Annotated in this window: 21 protein-coding genes and 1 other RNA gene; 17 read left to right on the top strand and 5 right to left on the bottom strand. The window is 37.5% G+C overall.

Features of this window, described 5'->3' with window-relative positions; translation table 11 throughout:
• Window positions 1-260 precede the first annotated feature (260 nt).
• Both BR87_RS02445 and recU read right to left on the bottom strand, forming a co-directional pair.
• Window positions 261-2,882 carry a PBP1A family penicillin-binding protein gene (locus BR87_RS02445; protein ID WP_051929626.1) on the bottom strand — a complete coding sequence of 874 codons (2,622 nt, stop codon included), beginning with the start codon at window positions 2,880-2,882 and terminating at the stop codon, window positions 261-263.
• Window positions 2,883-2,935: 53 nt separating this feature from the next.
• Window positions 2,936-3,556: a Holliday junction resolvase RecU gene (gene recU, locus BR87_RS02440; protein WP_035028241.1), complete on the bottom strand. Its 621-nt coding sequence runs from the start codon at window positions 3,554-3,556 to the stop codon at window positions 2,936-2,938.
• Window positions 3,557-3,623: 67 nt separating this feature from the next.
• Here recU and BR87_RS02435 point away from each other — a divergent pair, with 67 nt between their 5' ends.
• The 4 genes from BR87_RS02435 to BR87_RS02425 all read left to right on the top strand — a co-directional run bounded on the left by BR87_RS02435 (window position 3,624) and on the right by BR87_RS02425 (window position 6,325).
• Window positions 3,624-4,163, top strand: a complete 540-nt coding sequence (locus BR87_RS02435) for an SLOG family protein (protein ID WP_035028238.1) — start codon at window positions 3,624-3,626, stop codon at window positions 4,161-4,163.
• A gap of 175 nt (window positions 4,164-4,338) precedes the next feature.
• Window positions 4,339-4,674 (top strand): cell division regulator GpsB, encoded by a 336-nt coding sequence (gene gpsB, locus BR87_RS02430; RefSeq protein WP_035028235.1) that lies wholly within the window; start codon window positions 4,339-4,341, stop codon window positions 4,672-4,674.
• A 23-nt stretch (window positions 4,675-4,697) separates the two neighbouring features.
• An RNA gene (gene rnpB / locus BR87_RS12790) (RNase P RNA component class B) lies at window positions 4,698-5,073 on the top strand.
• A gap of 106 nt (window positions 5,074-5,179) precedes the next feature.
• Window positions 5,180-6,325, top strand: a complete 1,146-nt coding sequence (locus BR87_RS02425; protein WP_035028232.1) for a THUMP domain-containing class I SAM-dependent RNA methyltransferase — start codon at window positions 5,180-5,182, stop codon at window positions 6,323-6,325.
• Between the two features lie 198 nt (window positions 6,326-6,523).
• On the opposite strand, the gene BR87_RS02420 is transcribed toward BR87_RS02425, so the two are convergent.
• Window positions 6,524-6,943: a ribonuclease HI family protein gene (locus tag BR87_RS02420; RefSeq protein WP_035028229.1), complete on the bottom strand. Its 420-nt coding sequence runs from the start codon at window positions 6,941-6,943 to the stop codon at window positions 6,524-6,526.
• Between BR87_RS02420 and BR87_RS13155 the strand changes: the two genes are divergently transcribed.
• Window positions 6,919-7,476 (top strand): EbsA family protein, encoded by a 558-nt coding sequence (locus tag BR87_RS13155; protein ID WP_051929624.1) that lies wholly within the window; start codon window positions 6,919-6,921, stop codon window positions 7,474-7,476. The genes BR87_RS02420 and BR87_RS13155 overlap by 25 nt on opposite strands.
• 88 nt (window positions 7,477-7,564) lie before the next feature.
• Here the strand turns inward: BR87_RS13155 and BR87_RS02410 are convergent, their stop codons facing one another.
• Window positions 7,565-7,774 carry a cold-shock protein gene (locus tag BR87_RS02410; protein ID WP_035028226.1) on the bottom strand — a complete coding sequence of 70 codons (210 nt, stop codon included), beginning with the start codon at window positions 7,772-7,774 and terminating at the stop codon, window positions 7,565-7,567.
• 289 nt (window positions 7,775-8,063) lie between these two features.
• Between BR87_RS02410 and BR87_RS02405 the strand changes: the two genes are divergently transcribed.
• The 5 genes from BR87_RS02405 (at window position 8,064) to BR87_RS02385 (ending at window position 13,918) form a co-directional block, all read left to right on the top strand.
• Entirely contained in the window at window positions 8,064-9,743 is a 1,680-nt protein-coding gene (locus BR87_RS02405; RefSeq protein WP_035028223.1) for a formate--tetrahydrofolate ligase, read from the top strand.
• Window positions 9,744-9,789: 46 nt separating this feature from the next.
• Window positions 9,790-10,431 (top strand): uracil-DNA glycosylase, encoded by a 642-nt coding sequence (locus BR87_RS02400; RefSeq protein ID WP_035028220.1) that lies wholly within the window; start codon window positions 9,790-9,792, stop codon window positions 10,429-10,431.
• 95 nt (window positions 10,432-10,526) lie between these two features.
• Window positions 10,527-12,434, top strand: coding sequence for an ABC-F family ATP-binding cassette domain-containing protein (locus BR87_RS02395; protein WP_035028217.1), 1,908 nt, complete (start codon window positions 10,527-10,529; stop codon window positions 12,432-12,434).
• Between the two features lie 21 nt (window positions 12,435-12,455).
• Window positions 12,456-13,403 carry a thymidylate synthase gene (locus BR87_RS02390; protein WP_035028214.1) on the top strand — a complete coding sequence of 316 codons (948 nt, stop codon included), beginning with the start codon at window positions 12,456-12,458 and terminating at the stop codon, window positions 13,401-13,403.
• Window positions 13,404-13,429: 26 nt separating this feature from the next.
• Window positions 13,430-13,918, top strand: coding sequence for a dihydrofolate reductase (locus BR87_RS02385; RefSeq protein WP_035028210.1), 489 nt, complete (start codon window positions 13,430-13,432; stop codon window positions 13,916-13,918).
• A gap of 58 nt (window positions 13,919-13,976) precedes the next feature.
• Here BR87_RS02385 and trhA read toward each other — a convergent pair whose 3' ends face one another.
• A complete protein-coding gene (gene trhA / locus BR87_RS02380) occupies window positions 13,977-14,639 on the bottom strand; it encodes a PAQR family membrane homeostasis protein TrhA (protein ID WP_035028208.1) in 663 nt (220 codons plus the stop codon).
• Between the two features lie 202 nt (window positions 14,640-14,841).
• On the opposite strand from trhA, the gene BR87_RS02375 reads away from it, so the two are divergent.
• The 7 genes from BR87_RS02375 to BR87_RS02345 all read left to right on the top strand — a co-directional run bounded on the left by BR87_RS02375 (window position 14,842) and on the right by BR87_RS02345 (window position 20,339).
• A complete protein-coding gene (locus BR87_RS02375; protein WP_035032705.1) occupies window positions 14,842-15,684 on the top strand; it encodes a DegV family protein in 843 nt (280 codons plus the stop codon).
• 52 nt (window positions 15,685-15,736) lie between these two features.
• Window positions 15,737-16,576, top strand: a complete 840-nt coding sequence (locus tag BR87_RS02370; protein WP_035028207.1) for a DUF459 domain-containing protein — start codon at window positions 15,737-15,739, stop codon at window positions 16,574-16,576.
• A 34-nt stretch (window positions 16,577-16,610) separates the two neighbouring features.
• Complete coding sequence (locus BR87_RS02365) at window positions 16,611-17,234, top strand: YpmS family protein (protein ID WP_035028206.1); 624 nt, start codon at window positions 16,611-16,613, stop codon at window positions 17,232-17,234.
• A gap of 34 nt (window positions 17,235-17,268) precedes the next feature.
• A complete protein-coding gene (gene msrA, locus BR87_RS02360; RefSeq protein ID WP_035028205.1) occupies window positions 17,269-17,784 on the top strand; it encodes a peptide-methionine (S)-S-oxide reductase MsrA in 516 nt (171 codons plus the stop codon).
• Between the two features lie 4 nt (window positions 17,785-17,788).
• On the top strand, window positions 17,789-18,013 hold the full coding sequence (locus tag BR87_RS02355) for a YozE family protein (protein ID WP_035028204.1): 225 nt from the start codon (window positions 17,789-17,791) through the stop codon (window positions 18,011-18,013).
• A gap of 28 nt (window positions 18,014-18,041) precedes the next feature.
• A complete protein-coding gene (deoD, locus tag BR87_RS02350; RefSeq protein ID WP_035028202.1) occupies window positions 18,042-18,758 on the top strand; it encodes a purine-nucleoside phosphorylase in 717 nt (238 codons plus the stop codon).
• 126 nt (window positions 18,759-18,884) lie between these two features.
• The gene (locus BR87_RS02345) at window positions 18,885-20,339 is read left to right on the top strand and encodes a S41 family peptidase (protein WP_035028201.1); all 1,455 of its coding nucleotides are present in this window, start codon (window positions 18,885-18,887) and stop codon (window positions 20,337-20,339) included.
• Window positions 20,340-20,405: the final 66 nt, after the last annotated feature.

Genomic DNA, 20,405 nt, shown 5'->3' with positions numbered 1-20,405 from the left:
AAATTTTTGGAGGAATAGGGAGTTGCTTGTAGCCATGGAAAAGGATACAAGGAGAATTACTTAGCGTTAGGCTTTAGCCGCTACGCTGAGTTTGAACTTGTAAGTTTTGAGACACGTTCTTCGGCTCAAAACGATCCCATGGCTTTCCACAAGTAACCCTGTAGTCCGGAGGAAATTTCCTTACCAACACCAGAAAAAAAGAACCAACAAAAGCAGCAGAAAAGCTCTTTATCCAAAAGGATAAAGAGCTTTTCTTGTATTTATTCAGGTGCTGTTTCTGAAGAGCTTTCTTGTGCATCTTCTTTTTCGCTATCAGAAGATGTAGATGAGGATGACGATTCCTCAGAAGAGGAAGAAGTTGAGCTGCTGCTTTCGCTAGCAGAATCAGAAGCGGTATCAGAGCTGCTGTCTGGTTTCGAACTCTCTGAAGAACTTTCTGAAGAGCTGTCTTCTGAACTTTCTGAAGAACTGTCAGAACTGCTGTCTTCCTCTTCTTTTTTAGGTGAAACAGTTACTGAAGTTGTTGCTTTTGGACTAGTTTTCTCTTCTACTTTAACAGCTAGGGTGATGTCTACTTTTCCTTCTGGTGGATTTTGTACCACATAAGATAAGTCAGAAGTTTCGTACGATTGCCCGCCAACGGTTAAGACATAACTAGCAGAATCGGATTTATTTGTAAGCGAATAAGCATCCCATTTGATAGAGATTTCATCTTTTTCTTCATCATAAGCTGCTTTTAATCCACTTGGTGCCTTTAATTTTTCACCAAAAGAAGTAGAAACAGTTGTAGGTTGTGTTCCTTTTACAAATAGTTCTTTAACAATCTTATCAGAAGGAGTGTTAGGTCCTGGCAGTTTAGCTGGATTTGATCCATTTTCCACTGCAACTTCCACAACAGAAGCCGGTTTAGTCCAATCGTTATTGGTAACTGATTCTGAAACATAAGACATCAGCGAACGATAAATTTTTCGTGGCAATTGTTGAGAACTAGGACTTAGCCAATGGCCATCCTCATACTTTTTATCGTAGCCCACCCAAACAGAGATCGAATAATTACTCGAATAGCCGCTAAACCATGAATCTGGCACTCCATTACTAGGGATATTGTGCTTAGTTTTTTCTTCATCCGTATAGTTGGTCGTACCGGTTTTTCCTGCTTGAGGTACTCCAGCAATAGGGACCAAGTCACTGTTCGTTCCTGTGTTAACCGTTTCTTTTAAGATATCTGTAATCATATAAGCTGTTGATTCTTTCATCGCTTGATTAGAATCTGGAGTTAAATCAATTTCTTGTCCATTTTGAAGAGTAACTTTTGAAACAGTATAAGGATCAGTGTAAACACCGCCATTAGAAAAAGCAGCATAAGCAGCTGAAAGTTGGATAGGTGTTACTTCTCCGCCAATAGCATTTGATTCGACTAAACCGCTATTGTTGTTCCAACTAGAAGGATCAATACCTAAATTGTTTAAGAACTTCGTTGAATCAGCGTAACCGACTTCTTGAAGAATTTTAGCAGCTGGAACATTCCTTGAATCTACTAAAGCTTTCCGGATACTGATCTGTCCTAAATAACTTTTATCGTAGTTATAAAGAGGATCGCCGCTCTTAAAGGTATAAGGTTCATCCTTTACTTGTTCATAGGTAGAGTAATTTAAATATTCAATAGCAGGTCCATAAACTGAAAGAGGCTTCATTGTAGAACCGATACTACGATTCATTTCTGAGGCACGGTTTGTACCCAATTGCACTTCTTGGTTACGGCCACCGCCAATAGCTTTTAATTGTCCCGATTGCACATCGACCATTGAAACACCGGCTTGAATGTCTTTATCCGGATAAGCAATGTATTCATCAGAATTTAGAATATCATACAGGCGCTGTTGTGCATCCATATCTAAATTAGTCTGAATGGTCAATCCGGCAGTATAGGGATCTAAGTTCGTTTTTTCTTCTACTTCTGAAATGACTTCTTTAATATAAGAGTCGAAAACTAATTCATTCGTTTGTTCTTCTGTTCGATCAATTAAACCTTCTTCGATCGGTACGGCTTTACTTTCTTCCGCTTGAGCAGCGGTTATTTTCTTATTTTCTACCATCATATCTAAAACTAAATCGCGTCTTTTTTTCGCTTTTTCAGGATGCGTTTTAGGATTATATGAATTAGGCGATTGTGGCAATCCGGCAAGAGTAGCAGCTTCTGGTAAAGTTAAGTCACTAAGTGGTTTGTCATAGTAATATTCACTCGCTGTACTCATTCCATAATTATTATCCGACATATAAACTTTATTGATATAGAAAGTCAAAATTTGTTCTTTAGTATATTTTCTTTCCAACTTTAAAGCTAACCAGGCTTCTTGAGCTTTTCTTTTTAACGTTTGATCAGATTCATTAGTGGAGAAAACCGAGAGTTTAACCAGCTGCTGGGTAATGGTACTACCGCCTTGTGAAGCAAAACCATTCGTAAAGTTCGCTACTACCGCACCGCCGATCCGGATAGGGTCGATTCCTTTATGCGTATAAAAACGTTGGTCTTCGATCGAGATAATCGCATCTTTTAGAACTTGTGGTACTTCATCTTCTTTAGCAAGTTCGCGCTTTTGACCTCCTAAAGTATAGAAGACATTCCCTTGATCATCTAAAATATCTGACGAAATGGAACCCGTAATGTCTTTTTCAGATAATTTAGGAGCAGAAGAAGCATAATACACAAATAAACCAGCACCAGCAATCAAAACTGCTAGAATAGCTAACAAAATACCCCAAATAATCTTTTTCCAGAGAGACTTTGTTGAAGTTTTTTTCTTTTTAGTTGATTGAGAACGTTTCTTTTTATCGTTTTGCTTTTTCGAGACACGAGACATCGTTTCTTTTTTTTCTGACATATAGTATTCTTCTCCTTCAAATTCTGTGAGATGTAACAGCAGTAAAACTGTTTTTATTTCCTTACTTGGGCGATCAATTGGTCAACAATATCTAAATAAGGAATACGAGGCGATAGTCCATAATACAACTCGTAACCTATTTTTTCAAGGTCTTTTAAAGGAATCGATTTTCGTCCTTCTTTAGTTTGATTTTCCCAGTATTGGATCAAATGGGCTGCTTCTAAAAGAAAGATTCGGTTACTGGCTGAAAATCGCAAAATGACAAAAGCAAGTCCAGATTGTTTCAAACAGTGCTGCATATGTGTAATCTGATGTTGATGAAAATTTTTAAGCGGAAATGAAAGTTTATTTTTTGTTTCTTTAGCTTCAAAATCTAAATAAAAACCCCGGTACACTCCATTGTAATCTGTAGTAGAAGCTTGCCGAAAATAAGCTTCTTTAATAACGGCTGCGCTGCGTTTAGGGTAATCCACTTGAACTATTTGAATAGGAGTCGGTTTTTTGTGAATGACCGCTTTGCCAAAAGCCAAGTAGTAAGCATTGCTTTCATTTAACTCCTCTTCTAAAGTCATACCCCTTTTACTAAAAGAAAGGTCTTTCTTTTTTATTTGCTTTTTCTTTATCTTTTCGGCATCATGAGAGTAGCTCTTGCCATTTGGATACTTTATAACCAATTCTATCACACTCCTGTATCCTATTATATCAAATACGGCACTCGAAAGAAAAGGAGAATGAGAAGACTTGGTAACAAATTTATTAGTTAGCGGCTATCGGTCATTTGAATTAGGGATTTTTAAAGAGGATGATCCTAAAATAGCGGTCATAAAAAAATGTTTAAAGGAAGAAATTCGTCTCTATATTGAAGAGGGTGTCAAATGGATATTGACAACTGGCCAATTTGGAGTGGAACAGTGGACGATGGAAGTCGTTGATGAGCTAAAACAAGAATACCCAGATATTAAGCAGGGATTGATTTTTCCTTTTCTTGAATTCGGTTCTAACTGGAATGAACAAAATCAAGGGAAACTAGCGAAATTAAAAACATTAGCCGACTTTGTTGAATCGGTCTCACATCAGCCGTATAAAGATCCTTCTCAACTAAAAAATCATCAGTCTTTTCTGTTGGAGCATACCCAAGCAGCTTTGTTGGTTTATGATACTGAAAGCGAAGGAAAGACCAAATGGTTGTATAAAGCTATTTTAGCAAAACAAGAATCAATCGATTATGAATGCCGCTTAATCGATTTTGACCAATTACAAAACACGGCAATTGAAGAATAAACGCTTTTTTTATTTGATAAAAACAACGCAAAAGAGGAAGAGAAAAGGAATTATACGGAATTATGTAAAATTTAGTTTTTATTTCTGCTTTTCTTTGCTATAATACCCTTAAGAGATTCTATTCTATTAAGAATTAATGCCGTATCATGAATGAAGGATAAAAAGAGGTGCAGTCATGGCAAATAGAACGTTAACAACAAAAGATATTTTGCAAAAAGAATTTAAAACAAGTATGCGTGGATACAATCCTGCAGAAGTGGACGAATACTTAGATGATGTGATTCGTGATTATGAATCATATAACAAAGAACTTACGCAGTTGAAGGCCGAAAATGAACGTTTGCTAAGTAAAGTAGATGAATTAACGAAACAAGCTACTTTATCTAAACCAGCTTATTCATCAGCACAGCCTAATAATACGGTAACGAACTTTGATATCTTAAAACGTTTATCTAATTTAGAAAGACACGTATTTGGTTCAAGATTAGATGAAACAGAAGAAAACGAGTAGAAACAAGCATTAATTTATTTGTAAATTTCGGGTAATTGCGGTCTAGCTTGACTAGGCTGAGGAAAGTCCATGCTCGCACAAGCTGCGATGCTTGTAGTGTTCGTGCTTAGCGAAACAATAAGCTAAGGCCTTTATCTTTGGATAAAGTGACGGCAGAAAAAAGGGCTAAGGTCTTAGACTATGCTTGAGTATTCTTGAAAGTGCCACAGTGACGAAGCAATGCGGGAAACGGTATTGGTGGAACGCGGTAAACCCCTCGAGCGAGCAACCCAAACTTTGGTAGGGGCACTTTTCCTAGGGAATTGAACCGATGGAAGAGGCAGTAATTGCAGACAGATAATTACCTCCGGATAAAAGTGACCCTGACATTTTATCTGAGACAGAACATGGCTTACAGAAATTTACAGATTCAGGTATAAAACCCTCCTTTTCGGAGGGTTTTATATTTATCTTTGCTTTTCGATGCTCTTCATAAAACGAATAAAAAAGAATTGGAGAAAAAATAATGAAACAATTTCAACTTGTTGCAACTGCAGCTAGCGGTATAGAAGCCTTGGTTGGGAAAGAATTACGTGGCATGGGTTATGAATGCCAAGTAGAAAACGGCAAAGTCTTATTTACAGGTACGGAGAAAGACATTGCTCAAACAAACTTGTGGTTAAGAACTGCTGATCGAGTAAAGATCATTGTAGGAGAATTTGACGCTTATGAGTTTGATGAACTGTTTGAAAAGACAAAAGCATTGCCTTGGGAAGATTATTTGCCAATGGATGCTAATTTTCCAGTAGCGGGCAAATCAATCAAGTCAACTCTTTACAGTGTGTCTGATTGTCAAGCATTAGTAAAAAAAGCTACCGTGGATCGTTTGAGCGAAGTTTATCATCGCCGGACGAGGTTACCTGAAACTGGAGCCTTGTATCAATTAGAAGTTGCGCTATTAAAAGACAAAGTAACTTTGACATTAGACACTACCGGGCCTAGTTTATTTAAACGCGGCTATCGAATCGCTAAGGGTGGAGCGCCATTAAAAGAAAATATGGCAGCAGCTTTGATCTCGCTGACAACTTGGCGCAAAGATCGGCCGTTTTATGATCCAGTTTGTGGTTCAGGAACACTTCCAATCGAAGCTGCATTGATTGGTCGGAATATTGCACCGGGTCTTAACCGTAGTTTTTCTTTTGAGGAATGGGAATGGTTTGATCAATCGATTTTGAAAGAAGTGCGTTCGGAAGCCAAAGCAGCAATCGATCATGAAATTGAATTAGATATCGTGGGAACTGATATAGACGCTAAAATGATTGAAATAGCCAAACAAAATGCGATCGAAGCTGGAGTAGGAGATAGTGTTGTATTTAAACAGATGCAATTAGCAGACTTTACAACAGAAAAAGAATACGGTGTTATTCTGGCTAACCCTCCTTATGGCGAACGGTTAGGTGAAGAAGAAGAAATTCAAGCGCTCTACAAGCAGATGGGTGAAGTTTATCGACCTTTAAAGACTTGGAGCAAATATATTCTAACAAGCGATTTAACTTTTGAAACACATTACGGTGAACGAGCAACGAAAAAACGCAAATTATACAATGGCGCTCTCAGAACCGATTTATTTCAATATTGGGGAACTCGCCCGCCGCGTGGGCCAAAAAAATAAACATTGAAAAAAAGCGCTAAGAATGACTTTTCTTAGCGCTTTTTTTGGGTTCTATTATTTTTGATGTTGGTAAGAAAAATGAATCTATTCTACAGTCTTGAAGTTTTCGGAGGAAATTTCACTATCTGAGAATTACCAACACGATTACAAAGGACCTTTTTTTGTAGAATAGGGAATTATGAGTGTTAAACTATTTTTTTACGAAGATGAAGGATTTGCTTTTAACCGCAGCTGTAACGCTTGACGTGCAAAATGATCTGCTTCTTTATTTTGTGCTTCAGGGATCCATTGCATACTGAATGAAGGAAAGTGCTGCAAAAGTTGGTTGATCGTTAGGAGATACTGCCGAAACTTTTGATTTTTAACATAATTACGTTCAACAGCAGTTACAACGATTTTGCTGTCTGAAAACATCAATAAATCATGAGAGGCCAATTGCTCTTCTACCAGATAATTTAAGCCTGCAATTACTGCTTCAAATTCTGCCTCATGGTTGCTCATTTCTTTTTTTAGGGGGATAGCTAATTGTTTATGTAGTCCTTCACTGATAAAGACAAGCCCAACACCGCTTGGACCTGGATCAGCTTTAGTTGATGCGTCTGTATACATTCTTAACATATAAACTTTTTCCTTTCTTCTTCTACATTGGTTTTAAAAAAAAATTGTGTTATGATAATTTTAAAGATGTGCTAAATGAACGGGGGGTATGCAAAATAGAAAGGCAATTAAAAGTTAGGCTTTCTTTAGAGCCCGCTTATCAAATTATTTATTGGTCGTTTTGCTGGCTATTTTTTTTCTTAAGTCTGATAGGATTTTTAGAAGCCCAACATTTTAGTATCAGTATTGTCCTCGGGTTGGCGAGTCTCATTCTTTTATATTTTGGTTTGGGGTCTTCGTTGACTTTATCTGAAGGCAAGCTTACATTAAGGTATTTTAGAGGGATCAAAGTAACGGATTACCCGGTTTCTAATTTAACTAAATTAACTTTTTCAGAACAGCGGTTGATTCAAATGGAACAAGTTGATTCGGTTGAGCCCATTATTTTTTATTTAAACAAAAAAAATAAAAAACACTTATTAAGTGCACTTCAGCATACTAGTCCAGCTTTAGGAATAGTAAAAATAAATACCATTAATCTGAATAAAGAATAAAAACTTAAAAAACGATAAACTCAGACGAGTTATCGTTTTTTTTGTAAGTTAAACTAATTAAAAGCAATCCATTAGTTGAATAAGACGTTTAAAGTTGGTTAATCACAACCACGTTCGTTGCTTGAGGTCCTCGTGTGCCTTCTACGATTTTAAATGCAACTTGCTGTCCTTCTGATAATGATTTAAATCCTTCATTTTCAATCCCGGTAAAATGAACAAAAATATCCTCCAATTCATTGTATTCAATGAATCCATACCCTTTTTCATTACTAAACCATTTAACTGTTCCATTTTCCATCTGACAGTCCCCCTTAACGAATTTTTCAACCAACCTTAAGCCAACTTGCGCAAAAAAATAAAGAGGATACAAGAAGAAACGGCTTACCCCTATTATTATAGGAATGTTAACCGCTTTCGTCAAATGGAAAGTAGCGATAGAGAGTGTTTTTAGCTTTATTTCTTATTCGATTGCCATCCAAGCAGGCGAAGGTTTTTCTTTTGAGTCAACTATTGTATAATTGAAAATAGCGAAAATGAACAATTGAAGATATAGCGTCTGATTGTTTTAGTCGAAAGGGGAAATGTGCATGTTGTCAGATATTGAAATAGCTCAAAAAAATGAAATGAAGCCGATTGTTGAAATTGCGGAAAAGCTTGCGTTATCGGAAGATGATTTAGATCTCTATGGAAAGTATAAAGCTAAAATTAATTTAACCCGTCTCAATCACACATTTGAGAAGAGAAAGACGATGGGAAAACTGATCTTAGTTACTTCGATTAACCCCACACCTGCCGGAGAAGGGAAAACAACAGTCTCTGTGGGGTTAGCCGATGCTTTGAGTCACTTAGGCCAATCTGCTATTTTAGCGCTTAGAGAGCCTTCTTTGGGACCTACTATGGGCATGAAAGGTGGAGCAGCCGGTGGTGGTCATGCGCAAGTTATGCCAATGGATGATATTAATCTGCATTTCACTGGAGACATGCATGCTTTAACTACAGCGAATAATGCGTTATCGGCTTTTATCGATAACCATATTTATCAAGGAAATACCTGTAAAATCAATCCAACGACGATTACGTGGAAACGGGCCCTAGATTTGAACGACCGTTCTTTAAGAAATGTAGTTGTCGGATTAGGCGGCCGAGTCAACGGTGTGCCGCGTGAAGATGGGTTTGACATTACTGTCGCCAGTGAAATGATGGCAATTTTATGTTTAGCTAGAGATATAGAAGACTTGAAAAAACGATTGTCCCAAATCGTGATAGGTGAGTCTTATGATCATAAACCGGTTAGAGTAGCTGATTTAGAGGTTCAAGGAGCTTTGGCTTTATTACTGAAAGATGCCATCAAACCTAACTTGGTTCAAACGTTATTTCATACCCCTGCTTTAGTACATGGAGGTCCATTTGCCAATATCGCTCATGGCTGCAATAGCGTTCTAGCTACACATACCGCCTTGCAGTTGGCGGATTATACTGTAACAGAAGCAGGATTTGGCGCTGATTTAGGGGCAGAGAAATTTTTAGATATCAAAGTTCCGCAGCTAGAAAAAGCGCCTGATGCGGTCGTGATTGTGGCAACGATTCGTGCACTGAAAATGCATGGCGGTGTTCTTAAAACAAATTTGAAAACAGAAAATGTGGAAGCTTTGAAAAAAGGCTTTACTAATTTGCAAAAACACATCGAAAACATCCATCGCTATGGCTTGCCGGTAGTTGTGGCAATCAACGAATTTTCAGAAGATACGGCTAAAGAAGAAGCTTGTTTAATTGATTTGCTTCATGCTTTAGCGATACCGGTAGCCGTTACTTCAGTGTGGGAAAATGGTCCAGCGGGCGGAGTAGAACTAGCCGAAGCAGTAATGAAGGTGATTGAAAACCAAAAACCTGAATTTGTTCCTTTATATGAAGCTGCGGCTACTACTGTTCGAGAAAAAGTAGAGAAAATCACAAAAACGATTTATGGCGGTTCTGAAGTGCAGTTTTCAAAAACAGCTTTGAAGCAAATGCAATTATTTTCAGAAAATGGTTGGGAGCATTTGCCGGTCTGTATGGCCAAAACACAATACTCCTTATCAGATGATCCTCTAAAATTAGGCCGTCCGACAAATTTTGATATCACCATTAGAGAATTTGTTCCAAAGTTAGGCGCTGGCTTTATTGTCGCATTGACTGGAGAAGTCATGACGATGCCAGGTTTACCAAAAAAACCAGCAGCTTTAAAAATGGATATTACAGAAGATGGAAAAATAACGGGTTTATTTTAGAACGAGAGGCAGCTAAATGACTCTAATGAAAGGAGATGCCTGAAAAATGGAAACGGCTTTAACACAAGAATTAATGGATCTGGCAAAAGAACGCAACGCGGGATTTTCTGTAGAAGGTTTCCTATGGGGAATAGGGCCTAAACATCCGCGTTTTATGCTGGTAGGAGAAGCTCCTGGAGAAGTTGAAACAGTCAGCGGTGTTCCTTTTACAGGCAGAGCAGGAAAAGAACTCATGAATTTTTTCGAGTTTTTAGGTGTGACCCGTGAAGAAGTATATATGACGAGTACATTTAGAAGCCGGCCCTATCGTGAAAAAGAAAAAGTAGATAGAAAAACCGGAGAATTTTTTATGCGTAAGTACAATCGCACACCGAGTAAAAAAGAAATTCTAGCCCATGCACCCCTGTTGGATTATGAAATCAAAGAAATAGACCCGCCGATTATTTTAGCGATGGGCAATATTGGTTTTCAACGGTTAGTCGGAGATCAAGCAAAGATCACTCAAGTACACGGACAATTGTATGTGGGACCTATTCAAGAAGTAGCTTCACTAGACGCACAAAGTTTTTCGTGGTCAAAAAAACAATACCGTGTTTTCCCGACTTTTCATCCAGCTTCAATTTTTTATAATCGTACATTACTAGAAACGATCTATCAAGACTTGGCAGCCTTTAAGACTTACCTCTAATAATAGTAAGCAAGGTAAATTTTTTTCAGTTCAATTATGTTAAGATAGAATAGATCAAATAAAGAGCACTAATTATGGGAAAGTGGAGATTAATGATGAAAGAAATGAAAGTAATCGATTTAACGAAAACCTATGGAGAAAAGGTTTTATTCGATAATATTAGTTTTTCCATTAGAACTGGAGAACGCGTAGGGTTGATTGGCGTTAACGGTACGGGTAAAAGTAACTTATTGAACGTTATTACAGGCAGAGACAGCGGCGAAAAAGGTGAAATTCAAACTCCGAAAGATTATCGTATTGGGTACTTATTGCAAGAACCAGAATTAAAATCTGAACAAACAGTTTTTGATGCTCTTTTTGAAGGAGATACACCGATTTTAGTAGCGCTGAGAAATTATGAAAAAGCGTTAGAACATCTGACACTCGATCCGATGAACGAGGCTTATCAAAATGCGTATTCAAAAGCAGAACAAGCGATGAATGATCATGATGCGTGGTTGGCAGAAACAAATGCTAAAACCATCTTAAGTAAATTAGGTATTATCGATTTAGATCAATCCATTGCGACGCTGTCAGGCGGACAAAGGAAACGAGTCGGATTAGCTCAAGTGTTGATACAAGAGCCCGATTTATTGGTATTGGATGAACCAACAAACCATCTTGATTTCCAAACCATTACTTGGCTTGAAAATTACTTAAGTGGTTACCGAGGAGCGCTTTTGTTAGTGACACATGACCGGTATTTCTTAGACCGAATCGTGAATCGAATGATCGAACTTTCGCATGGTCAAGCCATTATGTATACCGGCAACTATGAAGCCTATATTACAGCCAGAGCAGAACGTCAAGAGGCTTCTATTCGGGCTGAGCATAAGCGCAAACAATTGTATACAAAAGAGCTGGCTTGGATGCGAACAGGAGCAAAAGCTCGTTCAACAAAACAACAGGCGCGTATCAATCGTTTTAATGACTTAGAAGAAAACTTGCATCAAGTAAAAAGCGATGAATCTGTTGAAATGAATTTAGAAGGAGCACGTATTGGAAAACGAGTTCTCGATTTACAACAGGCTTCTTTGACATTTGCAGGACACCCCATCATTAAAGAGTTTAATTTATTGATTCAAGCAAAAGATCGCATTGGAATCAGCGGCAAAAACGGTGCTGGTAAGTCAACGTTGCTAAACGTCCTGGCAGGCCGTATCCCGTTAGATTCTGGTACGCTAGTTGTAGGCGAAACGGTTAAAATTGCGTACTATACTCAAACCACTGAAGAAATGGATCCTAACAAACGGGTTATTTCATTTTTACAAGAAGTAGGAGAAGAAGTCGAAACCTCTAACGGAGAAAGAATCAGCGTGACTAATTTATTGGAACAATTCTTATTTGAAAAATCTAGTCATGGAACACTGATTGGCAAACTGTCCGGTGGAGAAAAAAGACGGTTGTATTTGTTAAAATTATTGATGCAGCAGCCAAATGTTTTATTATTAGACGAGCCCACAAATGACTTGGACATTGCTACATTGACTGTCTTGGAAGACTACATTGAAACATTCCCTGGAGCCGTCATCTCAGTTTCGCATGACCGGTATTTTCTTGATAAAACCACTGAAAAATTATTAATATTTGAAGGTGAAGGAAAAGTTGTTCCTTATTATGGGAATATCACCACGTTTATTGCAGAAGAAGAAATGGAAAAAACAGCCAATCAAGGAAAAAGTTCAGATCATAAAAAACCTATTTCTGAAGAAAAACCAAAAGCTTCAAAAAGTAAAGATGTTAAAGAGAAATTAACCTATACAGAACAAAAAGAATGGGAGACCATTGAAGATGAACTTTTTGAGTTAGAGAGCGAAATTGAAACGATACAAAAAAAGATGAGTGAAAATAGCAGCGATTTTACACTGTTGCAAGAACTTCAAGAATCTTTGACATTGAATGAGAAGGAATTAGAAGAAAAAATGACCCGTTGGGAATACCTAAGTCAATTTGAGAGCAATTAAAGGCAAGTAGGAGGAACAACCTTGGAGACTGAATATTTAAATTTAGGGAAAAAAGTTTTAAAAGAAGGCACTTTGAAAACAGATAGAACTGGAACAGGCACAAAAAGCCTATTTGGTTACCAAATGCGTTTTGATCTTCAAAAAGGGTTTCCTTTATTGACAACAAAACGAGTTCCTTTTGGATTAATCAAAAGTGAATTGCTTTGGTTTATCAAAGGTGACACAAATATACGCTACCTTTTACAGCATAATAATCATATCTGGGATGAATGGGCATTCGAGCGTTATGTGAAAAGCGCAGATTACGAAGGTCCAGATATGACCGATTTTGGCCGAAGAGCCCTAAAAGATGAAGCTTTTAATGCAGTTTATCAAAGTGAAAAAGCTGATTTTTGTCAGCGTATTTTAGATGATGAACGATTCGCTGCTCAATATGGAGAACTAGGCAATGTTTATGGTTCCCAATGGCGGAATTGGAAAACTTCTCAAGGCGAAACAATCGATCAATTAAAAGATGTGATTGATATGATCAAAAAATCTCCTGATTCCAGAAGATTAATTGTATCTGCTTGGAATCCTGAAGATGTACCAGGTATGGCTTTACCGCCTTGTCATACACTTTTCCAATTCTATGTAGCGGACGGAAAGTTGAGTTGTCAACTTTATCAAAGAAGTGCAGATATCTTTTTAGGTGTACCTTTTAATATTGCCAGCTATGCGCTGCTAACCCATCTTATTGCTCATGAAACAGGTTTAAAAGTAGGAGAATTTGTTCATACTTTAGGTGATGCTCATTTGTACCTAAATCATATGGAACAAATGGAAAAACAGCTGACGCGAGAACCAAAAGAGTTTCCAACTGTAAAATTAAATGAAGAAAAAACAAGTATATTTGATTTTGAAATGGAAGATATTTTATTGGAAGATTACCAACCCCATCCTGGTATCAAAGCTCCAATTGCAGTTTAAACAATAAAACAAAAGTGGTGAAAAAAATGATTGCATTTTTATGGGCACAAGATCAACAAGGTCTTATTGGAAATAAAGGAACGCTTCCTTGGCGTTTGCCGAATGATCTAAAATTTTTTAAAGAAAAAACTCAAGGAAATGCTGTTGTAATGGGAAGAAAGACATTTGAAGGAATGAATAAACGGCCTTTACCTAATCGTATCAATATTGTGATGACGACAGATGAAAAGTATCAAGCAGAAGGGGTATTGGTGATGCACAGCCCAAAAGAAGTACTGGACTTTGCGGATCATTATCAAGGCATTACTTTTATTACTGGTGGTTCGGATATTTTTAAATTGTTTGAGAAAAATGCATATGTGTTGTATCGGACAATGATCGATGGTGAGTTCGAAGGAGATACCTTTATGCCGGATCTGGATTGGTCTAAATGGCAATTGGTTGATATGGATACAGGAATAGTCGATGAGCGCAATAAGTACGCTCATACATTTGAAACCTATCGAAGAAAATAAAATAGAACTAAAAACGCCTTAGGACTTTTATCCTAAAGCGTTTTTAGTGACAACAAATTTAAACATAAAAGAGAATAGAAAAGTACATAAAAGCAGTACCAGCTAATACAAATAGGTGCCAAAGCACGTGCATAAACCGAACGTTTCGAAGACTATAAAAAATAGCGCCAATCGTAAACGACAAACCGCCTAAGACAAGCAGTAAAAAGCCTTGAGATCCTAACCCTTGATAAATGGGCTTTAAGGCAAAAACACAAAGCCAACCCATAGCTATATAAATCCAAGTAGAAAATTTCTGAAGATGATTGATCCAAATGGCTTTGTAAATAACACCGAGAATAGCAATGCCCCACACAATGCCAAAGAAACTCCACCCCATTGGGCCTCCGATCGTAATAAGTGTATATGGAGTGTAAGTGCCGGCGATTAAGAGAAAAATACTCATATGGTCAATTGTCTTAAATAATTTACGGGCTCGTGTAAAGATTAAACTATGGTAAAGCGTAGAACAAAGGTACAAGAGAATAAGAGTCGAACCATAGATGGCATACGAAACGATTTCAAGAGCAGATCCAGTTTGAGATCCTTTATACAATAAAATGACCAATCCGGCAATGCTTAATCCAAAACCGATTCCATGTGTCACAGCATTAAAGACTTCATTTATCACGAGGTATCTTTGAGAAAAGACCGTTTTTTCCTGAAGATTCTTTTTTTCCATTTATTTGCCTCCTATCCCAATATTGCTTACTTAAACCACCACAGATAAGTATACGAAGATTCGAGAATCTGTTATACTATTCTATGTGTAAATAGGGAAATAATCTTGTATAAATAAGCAAAATCAAATGAGTTTAGTGTTTACAGTCAGTATAACATGAGCCTTACAGAAATTGCATGAAGAAAGATGGGATGAAATAGAAATGAAAAACATAACAATCGTTACCGATTCATCAGCTCAATTAACTCCAGAAGAAATAGAGAAGTTTAACATTCACGTGTTGCCTTTAACTATTTTAATTGATGGAGCATCGTATGTAGATGGAGAAACGCTGCAAAAAGAGGAATTTATGGATCGAATGGAAATAGCTAAAGCCTTGCCTAAAACAAGTCAGCCTCCAATAGGGACTTTTATAGAATGCTATAACCAATTAGGAATGGAAGGCGGAGAAGTGATTTCCATTCATATGACTGAATCCTTAAGCGGTACAGTTAATGCGGCCAGACAAGCGGCTCAAATGACGGAGACAGCAGTCACAGTCGTTGACAGCAAATTTACCGATCGGGGACTATCTTTTCAAGTTCTCGAAGCCGCAAAACTAGCAGCTTCCGGCGCAGATAAAGAGACCATTTTAAATCATATTGAAACAGTTAGAAAAAATACCCGTTTGTTTATTTGTGTACGCACATTGGAAAATCTGGTCAAAGGGGGAAGAGTCAGCCGAGTAGTCGGAGCTGTTTCAAATTTGATCGATATGAAATTGATTTTTGAACTTGTTGAAGGCAAGTTAGAAAGCCGAGTTAAAGGCAGAGGAATGAAGCCAATCAATAAATGGAATCAAAAGCTGAAAGAAGAATTAGCTCAAACGGAAGGCGTGATGGAAGTTTCTTTTTCACATGCAGCTGATTATGACTATATTGAGGCATTAAAAGAGGACTTTCAAAAGGCGATGCCTGATGTTCCGATGACGATGGATCAGACAAGTCCTGTTATAGCTACGCATACCGGAAAAGGTGCTTATGCGATTGTTTATTATACAAAGTAAAGCACGAAAAGATAAAGAAAGTGTCTTAGTATAAAAAATGGAGTTGAAGACGATGAAAAAAGTGCGTTCTTTTTTGTTCATGTGTGTGATTGTGGCGTTGGGAACGTTCATCGTTATCCAAGGTTTAAACTTTTTTTTAAACAAAACAGAACAAGCCAAAAAGCAAGAGCAGGAAGAAATTGACCAATCAGTTTATTTAGTTGCCATAGGTGACTCGTTAACAGAAGGAGTTGGGGACAGTACGCAAAACGGAGGATATGTTCCTTTGGTTGCCAACCAATTGAGAGAAACAACCGGCATCCAAGAAGTAACGACAAAAAATTATGGGATAAGCGGCGAACGCAGTGACCAGATTTTAGAAAGAATCAAGCAACAAGAAGATGTGCGTTCTGACTTGGAAAAAGCAACAGTTATTGTATTGACTGCTGGCGGAAATGATCTGATTCAAACCTTTAAAAGAGAACAGCTGAAAATAAATCAAGACAGTTTTATTGAACCGAAAAAAAAGTATCAAGAAAATCTAACAGCTATTCTAACAGAATTTCACTCGCTGAATCCAAAAGCGCAAGTCTATATTTTTGGCATTTATAACCCTTATGCGTATCTTTTTCCTGAAGTGACTGAAATGCAGGAAGTGTTAGATTCTTGGAATGAAGAAACTGAACAGCTAGCTGAAAAAGAACAAGCGACTTATCTTTCATTAAGTGAGTTATTTGACTTGAATGGACAGACAACACCGGCAGATACAATTGGGGATTCATCGGATGACCAGCCGGCTAATAATCCTTTATTGTATGAAGAAGACCTGTTTCATCCAAATGATCAAGGCTATGAATTGATGGCGGATGAATTGTATCAAGCGCTTGTAAAAAACCGGACGATTGCAGATTGAGCAGTGACTTTTATGTTTAAGAAAGGGAGTTAGTATGAAAGAAAAAAGAACCACCAACAAACCAATTAACAACAAAACAACGCCAAACTTTTGGAAATGGGCTTTTCTTATTTTGCTTTCAATTGTATTAGGCACTGTGATCTGGGTATTCAGCCAATTAACCGCTGTTATTCAAGGAGAACCGAATCTTACAATTGAGGAACCAAGAACAGATGAAATGGCTTTTCAAATCCAAGCCCATAAAAAAGACCTGAATCAATTAGTCACAAAATACATTGATGAAGAACTTGCAAACGATCAAGTTGATTTTGAGTTTAGTCTAGAAGATCAGGCACAATTAAAGGGAACTTTTCAATTATTCGGTCATGATGTGCAGTTCGCACTTTTTTTAGAGCCTTTTGTGATGGAAAACGGCAATTTACAATTTAAAGCCACCAACATTTCTGTCGGTACATTAAATTTACCGATTTCATTTGCGATGAATATGATAAAAGATCAATTGAAAATACCAAAATGGGTGGCTATCAATAGCCAAAAAGAAATGATTGTATTCAATTTAAATGAATTTTATTTAAAGAGCGGGATACATTTTTCAGCCAATAAAATTGATTTAGCAGAAGATGATATTCGTCTAACGGTTTACTTGCCAGCTGATTAATAACTGATCGATAAAATAGAAATGGGGGAAAAGTATGAAAGAGACAGCAATTTTTGCGGGAGGCTGCTTTTGGTGTATGGTAAAACCGTTCGATGAGCAGCCGGGAATTGACAGTGTTGTATCAGGCTACACGGGTGGACATACAACGGACCCCACTTATGAGGAAGTACTGACCCAAACTACTGGACATACAGAAGCAGTAGAGATTACTTTTGACCCAACGATTATTTCATATAAACAATTGGTGGAAATTTATTGGAATCAAACAGATCCAACGGATGCGATGGGTCAATTCCAGGATCGTGGCGACAATTATCGACCGGTTATTTTTGTAAAGAACGCGGAACAGCGTGCGGCTGCAGAAGCATCAAAAGAGCAGCTTAAGTTGAGTGGTCGATACAGCAAACCGATAGTGACAACAATCGAAACCGCTACTGTTTTTTATCCGGCAGAAGCAGCACATCAAGACTTTTACCGGCACCATCCAGTGCGTTATGAACAAGAACAGCAAGAACGGAAAGATTATGTGACCGCTAAGGAGGAGAAATAGCATTATGCGACGTTCGTTTTACCATTATTTGATGACAGAAAGGGATCCTCATAAAAAAGATGCAGTTACCTTGTTTGCTAATGATGTATACTTAGATGTAGGTTTTCCTAAACAATCAGAGAACTACCAAGAAATCAGCCAGTATTTAGAACTAAATGGTGACTATTTACCAGAAATGACTATATTTGATGTAGCTTGGGAAAGATACATCGAAAAAGACCAAGCATAACAAACTACTAAACTAGGAGGAAACTAAAATGAGTGTGCATATTGAAGCAAAAGAAGGACAAATCGCTGAAACGGTTTTATTACCAGGAGATCCTTTACGGGCGAAATATATAGCTGAAACTTTTTTAACGGATGTAGAACAATACAATAGCGTACGAAATATGTTCGGTTATACGGGGTTATATAAAGGAGAACGTATTTCTGTTCAAGGAACGGGCATGGGATTACCGTCTATGATGATTTATGCGGAAGAGTTGATTACAAGTTACCAAGTTAAAAACCTCATACGTGTCGGCACTGCTGGCGGAATGAAAATGGATGTTAAAGTGCGAGATGTTGTGTTAGCTCAAGGCGCTACAACGGATTCAAGTATTAACCGGCATACTTTCCATAACCAAGTGGATTTTGCTCCGTTAGCAAATTTTGATTTGCTGAGAACCGCTTATGAAGTGGGAATGGAAAAAGGTATGAATATAAAAGTTGGAAATGTCTTATCAGCAGACCGTTTTTATAATGAAGAATTAGATAAAAAGAAATTAGCCGATTATGGAGTCCTTGCTGTTGAAATGGAAGCAGCAGGTCTATATACTCTAGCAGCAAAATACAACCGTAAAGCATTGGCTATTTTAACCATCAGTGATCATTTACTCACAGGAGAAGAAACATCTTCACAAGAACGTGAGCGTACATTTAATGATATGATGATCGTGGCACTTGAAGCAGTAGTGAAATCAAAAGAAAGTTAATCATAAAGAAACAGATACAAGTGGAAGAAAAACAGTGCTCTTAGTTCTACCAATGGATAAGGAGCAATGGAAACTTATCGCTTAGAGAGGCATTTTATTCTATTCACTTATGAAAGGAGTTGCAGTATGCAGGAAGAACCAGAAAAGAAAAAGAAAGTAAACGTAAAAATAGGAACTTATCTTATGTCCCTGTTAGCTGTAGCTGTTGTTTCAGTTGGAATTACCTACGTTATAACAGAAAGAAATGAACAAAAAGCGCTTCTTGAAGAACAGACGACGCAAAATAACGGAGAATTTTCTAAAATAGAAGCTGTTTATCAGCAGCTTTTAACCAAATATTATCAAGACGTTGACGGAGATAAATTAATCGAAGGTGCATTGACTGGTATGGTAGACGCTGTCGGGGACCCTTATACACAGTATCTGGACGTTTCAGAATCAACTTCCTTAAATGACACGATATCTGCTTCTTTTGAAGGTATTGGTGCAGAAGTAATGAAACAAGGAGATTCCATCATGATTGTTTCTCCAATCGCAGGTTCGCCTGCAGAAAAAGCGGGTTTAAAACCCAATGATATTCTTTTAAAGGCAGACGACAAAAACTTATCTGGTTTGGCTTTAAATGAGGCCGTATCCTTTATTCGAGGTGAAAAAGGAACCGATGTCGTTTTAACGATTCAAAGAGGCGACAATACATTTGAAGTGACTGTTACACGTGATACGATTCCTGTAGAAACAGTGATTTACAATTTAGATGAAACGGATCCAACGATCGGATATATTGCAATTACTAGTTTTTCAGATCCGACTTATGATGAATTGGTAACAGCGGTTAAAGAGTTAAGAAAACAAGGAGCAACATCGTTTATATTTGATGTTAGACAAAATCCTGGTGGTTTATTAGAGGGAGCATTGAACATCTCTAATATGTTTGTTGAAGAAGGTTCAACCATCATGCAGACACAAGAAAAAGACCAAGAAGCGGTTAAAATTGTGGCAGATAACAAAACGATGGGCGATTTTAAAGTTACCGAACCGTCTGTTTTATTGGTGGATGAAGGTAGTGCGAGTGCTTCTGAAATTTTAGCAGGAGCGTTGAAAGAATCAGCTAATATGCAAATTATTGGAACAAAAACGTTTGGAAAAGGAACTGTTCAGACGGTTGCCGCTTTTCCTGATAAAAGTGAGTTGAAATTGACAATCGCTAAATGGTTAATGCCTAATGGTGAATGGATCAATGAAAAAGGCATCGAACCCACTCTACCAGTAGAATTACCTGCTTATACAAAACTATTAGTCATCGACAGTACGAAGGAATACAAATCAGGCGATGTGTCAGATGAAGTAAAAAATATCGAACAAGTACTAGATGCTTTAAGCTATTCTGTTGGATCAGCTGATGGTTACTTTGATGAAAAAACGACAGCAGCGGTAAAACAATTTCAAGCCGATCACCAATTGGATGAAGATGGTATAGTGACTGGAGATACAACTGCGGAAATGCTCGAAAGTCTGCGCAATTTAATAAAAGATAACGATACACAATATAAAAAAGGGCTAGATTATTTAAAAGAGAACTAAACGAAACCCTTAAGGATGAAAAAGGAAGATGAGTAAATGCTTCTTCCTTTTTTTATCGAATAACCG

Origin of the sequence: Carnobacterium mobile DSM 4848 (genome assembly GCF_000744825.1) — a bacterium.
Classification (GTDB): Bacteria; Bacillota; Bacilli; order Lactobacillales; family Carnobacteriaceae; genus Carnobacterium_A; species Carnobacterium_A mobile.
This window is presented reverse-complemented; position numbering and strand designations above follow the sequence as displayed.

What these genes read in the sequence shown, in the direction of transcription:
- trhA (WP_035028208.1), bottom strand. Translation starts at nt 14,639, where the DNA reads ATGGAAAAAAAGAATCTTCAGGAAAAAACGGTCTTTTCTCAAAGATAC.
- deoD (WP_035028202.1), top strand. Translation starts at nt 18,042, where the DNA reads ATGAGTGTGCATATTGAAGCAAAAGAAGGACAAATCGCTGAAACGGTT.
- BR87_RS02345 (WP_035028201.1), top strand. Translation starts at nt 18,885, where the DNA reads ATGCAGGAAGAACCAGAAAAGAAAAAGAAAGTAAACGTAAAAATAGGA.
- BR87_RS02410 (WP_035028226.1), bottom strand. Translation starts at nt 7,774, where the DNA reads ATGGAAAATGGAACAGTTAAATGGTTTAGTAATGAAAAAGGGTATGGA.
- BR87_RS02385 (WP_035028210.1), top strand. Translation starts at nt 13,430, where the DNA reads ATGATTGCATTTTTATGGGCACAAGATCAACAAGGTCTTATTGGAAAT.
- BR87_RS02395 (WP_035028217.1), top strand. Translation starts at nt 10,527, where the DNA reads ATGAAAGAAATGAAAGTAATCGATTTAACGAAAACCTATGGAGAAAAG.
- BR87_RS02420 (WP_035028229.1), bottom strand. Translation starts at nt 6,943, where the DNA reads ATGTTAAGAATGTATACAGACGCATCAACTAAAGCTGATCCAGGTCCA.
- BR87_RS02405 (WP_035028223.1), top strand. Translation starts at nt 8,064, where the DNA reads ATGTTGTCAGATATTGAAATAGCTCAAAAAAATGAAATGAAGCCGATT.
- BR87_RS02375 (WP_035032705.1), top strand. Translation starts at nt 14,842, where the DNA reads ATGAAAAACATAACAATCGTTACCGATTCATCAGCTCAATTAACTCCA.
- BR87_RS02445 (WP_051929626.1), bottom strand. Translation starts at nt 2,882, where the DNA reads ATGTCAGAAAAAAAAGAAACGATGTCTCGTGTCTCGAAAAAGCAAAAC.
- BR87_RS13155 (WP_051929624.1), top strand. Translation starts at nt 6,919, where the DNA reads ATGCGTCTGTATACATTCTTAACATATAAACTTTTTCCTTTCTTCTTC.
- gpsB (WP_035028235.1), top strand. Translation starts at nt 4,339, where the DNA reads ATGGCAAATAGAACGTTAACAACAAAAGATATTTTGCAAAAAGAATTT.
- BR87_RS02370 (WP_035028207.1), top strand. Translation starts at nt 15,737, where the DNA reads ATGAAAAAAGTGCGTTCTTTTTTGTTCATGTGTGTGATTGTGGCGTTG.
- BR87_RS02425 (WP_035028232.1), top strand. Translation starts at nt 5,180, where the DNA reads ATGAAACAATTTCAACTTGTTGCAACTGCAGCTAGCGGTATAGAAGCC.
- BR87_RS02355 (WP_035028204.1), top strand. Translation starts at nt 17,789, where the DNA reads ATGCGACGTTCGTTTTACCATTATTTGATGACAGAAAGGGATCCTCAT.
- msrA (WP_035028205.1), top strand. Translation starts at nt 17,269, where the DNA reads ATGAAAGAGACAGCAATTTTTGCGGGAGGCTGCTTTTGGTGTATGGTA.
- BR87_RS02400 (WP_035028220.1), top strand. Translation starts at nt 9,790, where the DNA reads ATGGAAACGGCTTTAACACAAGAATTAATGGATCTGGCAAAAGAACGC.
- BR87_RS02365 (WP_035028206.1), top strand. Translation starts at nt 16,611, where the DNA reads ATGAAAGAAAAAAGAACCACCAACAAACCAATTAACAACAAAACAACG.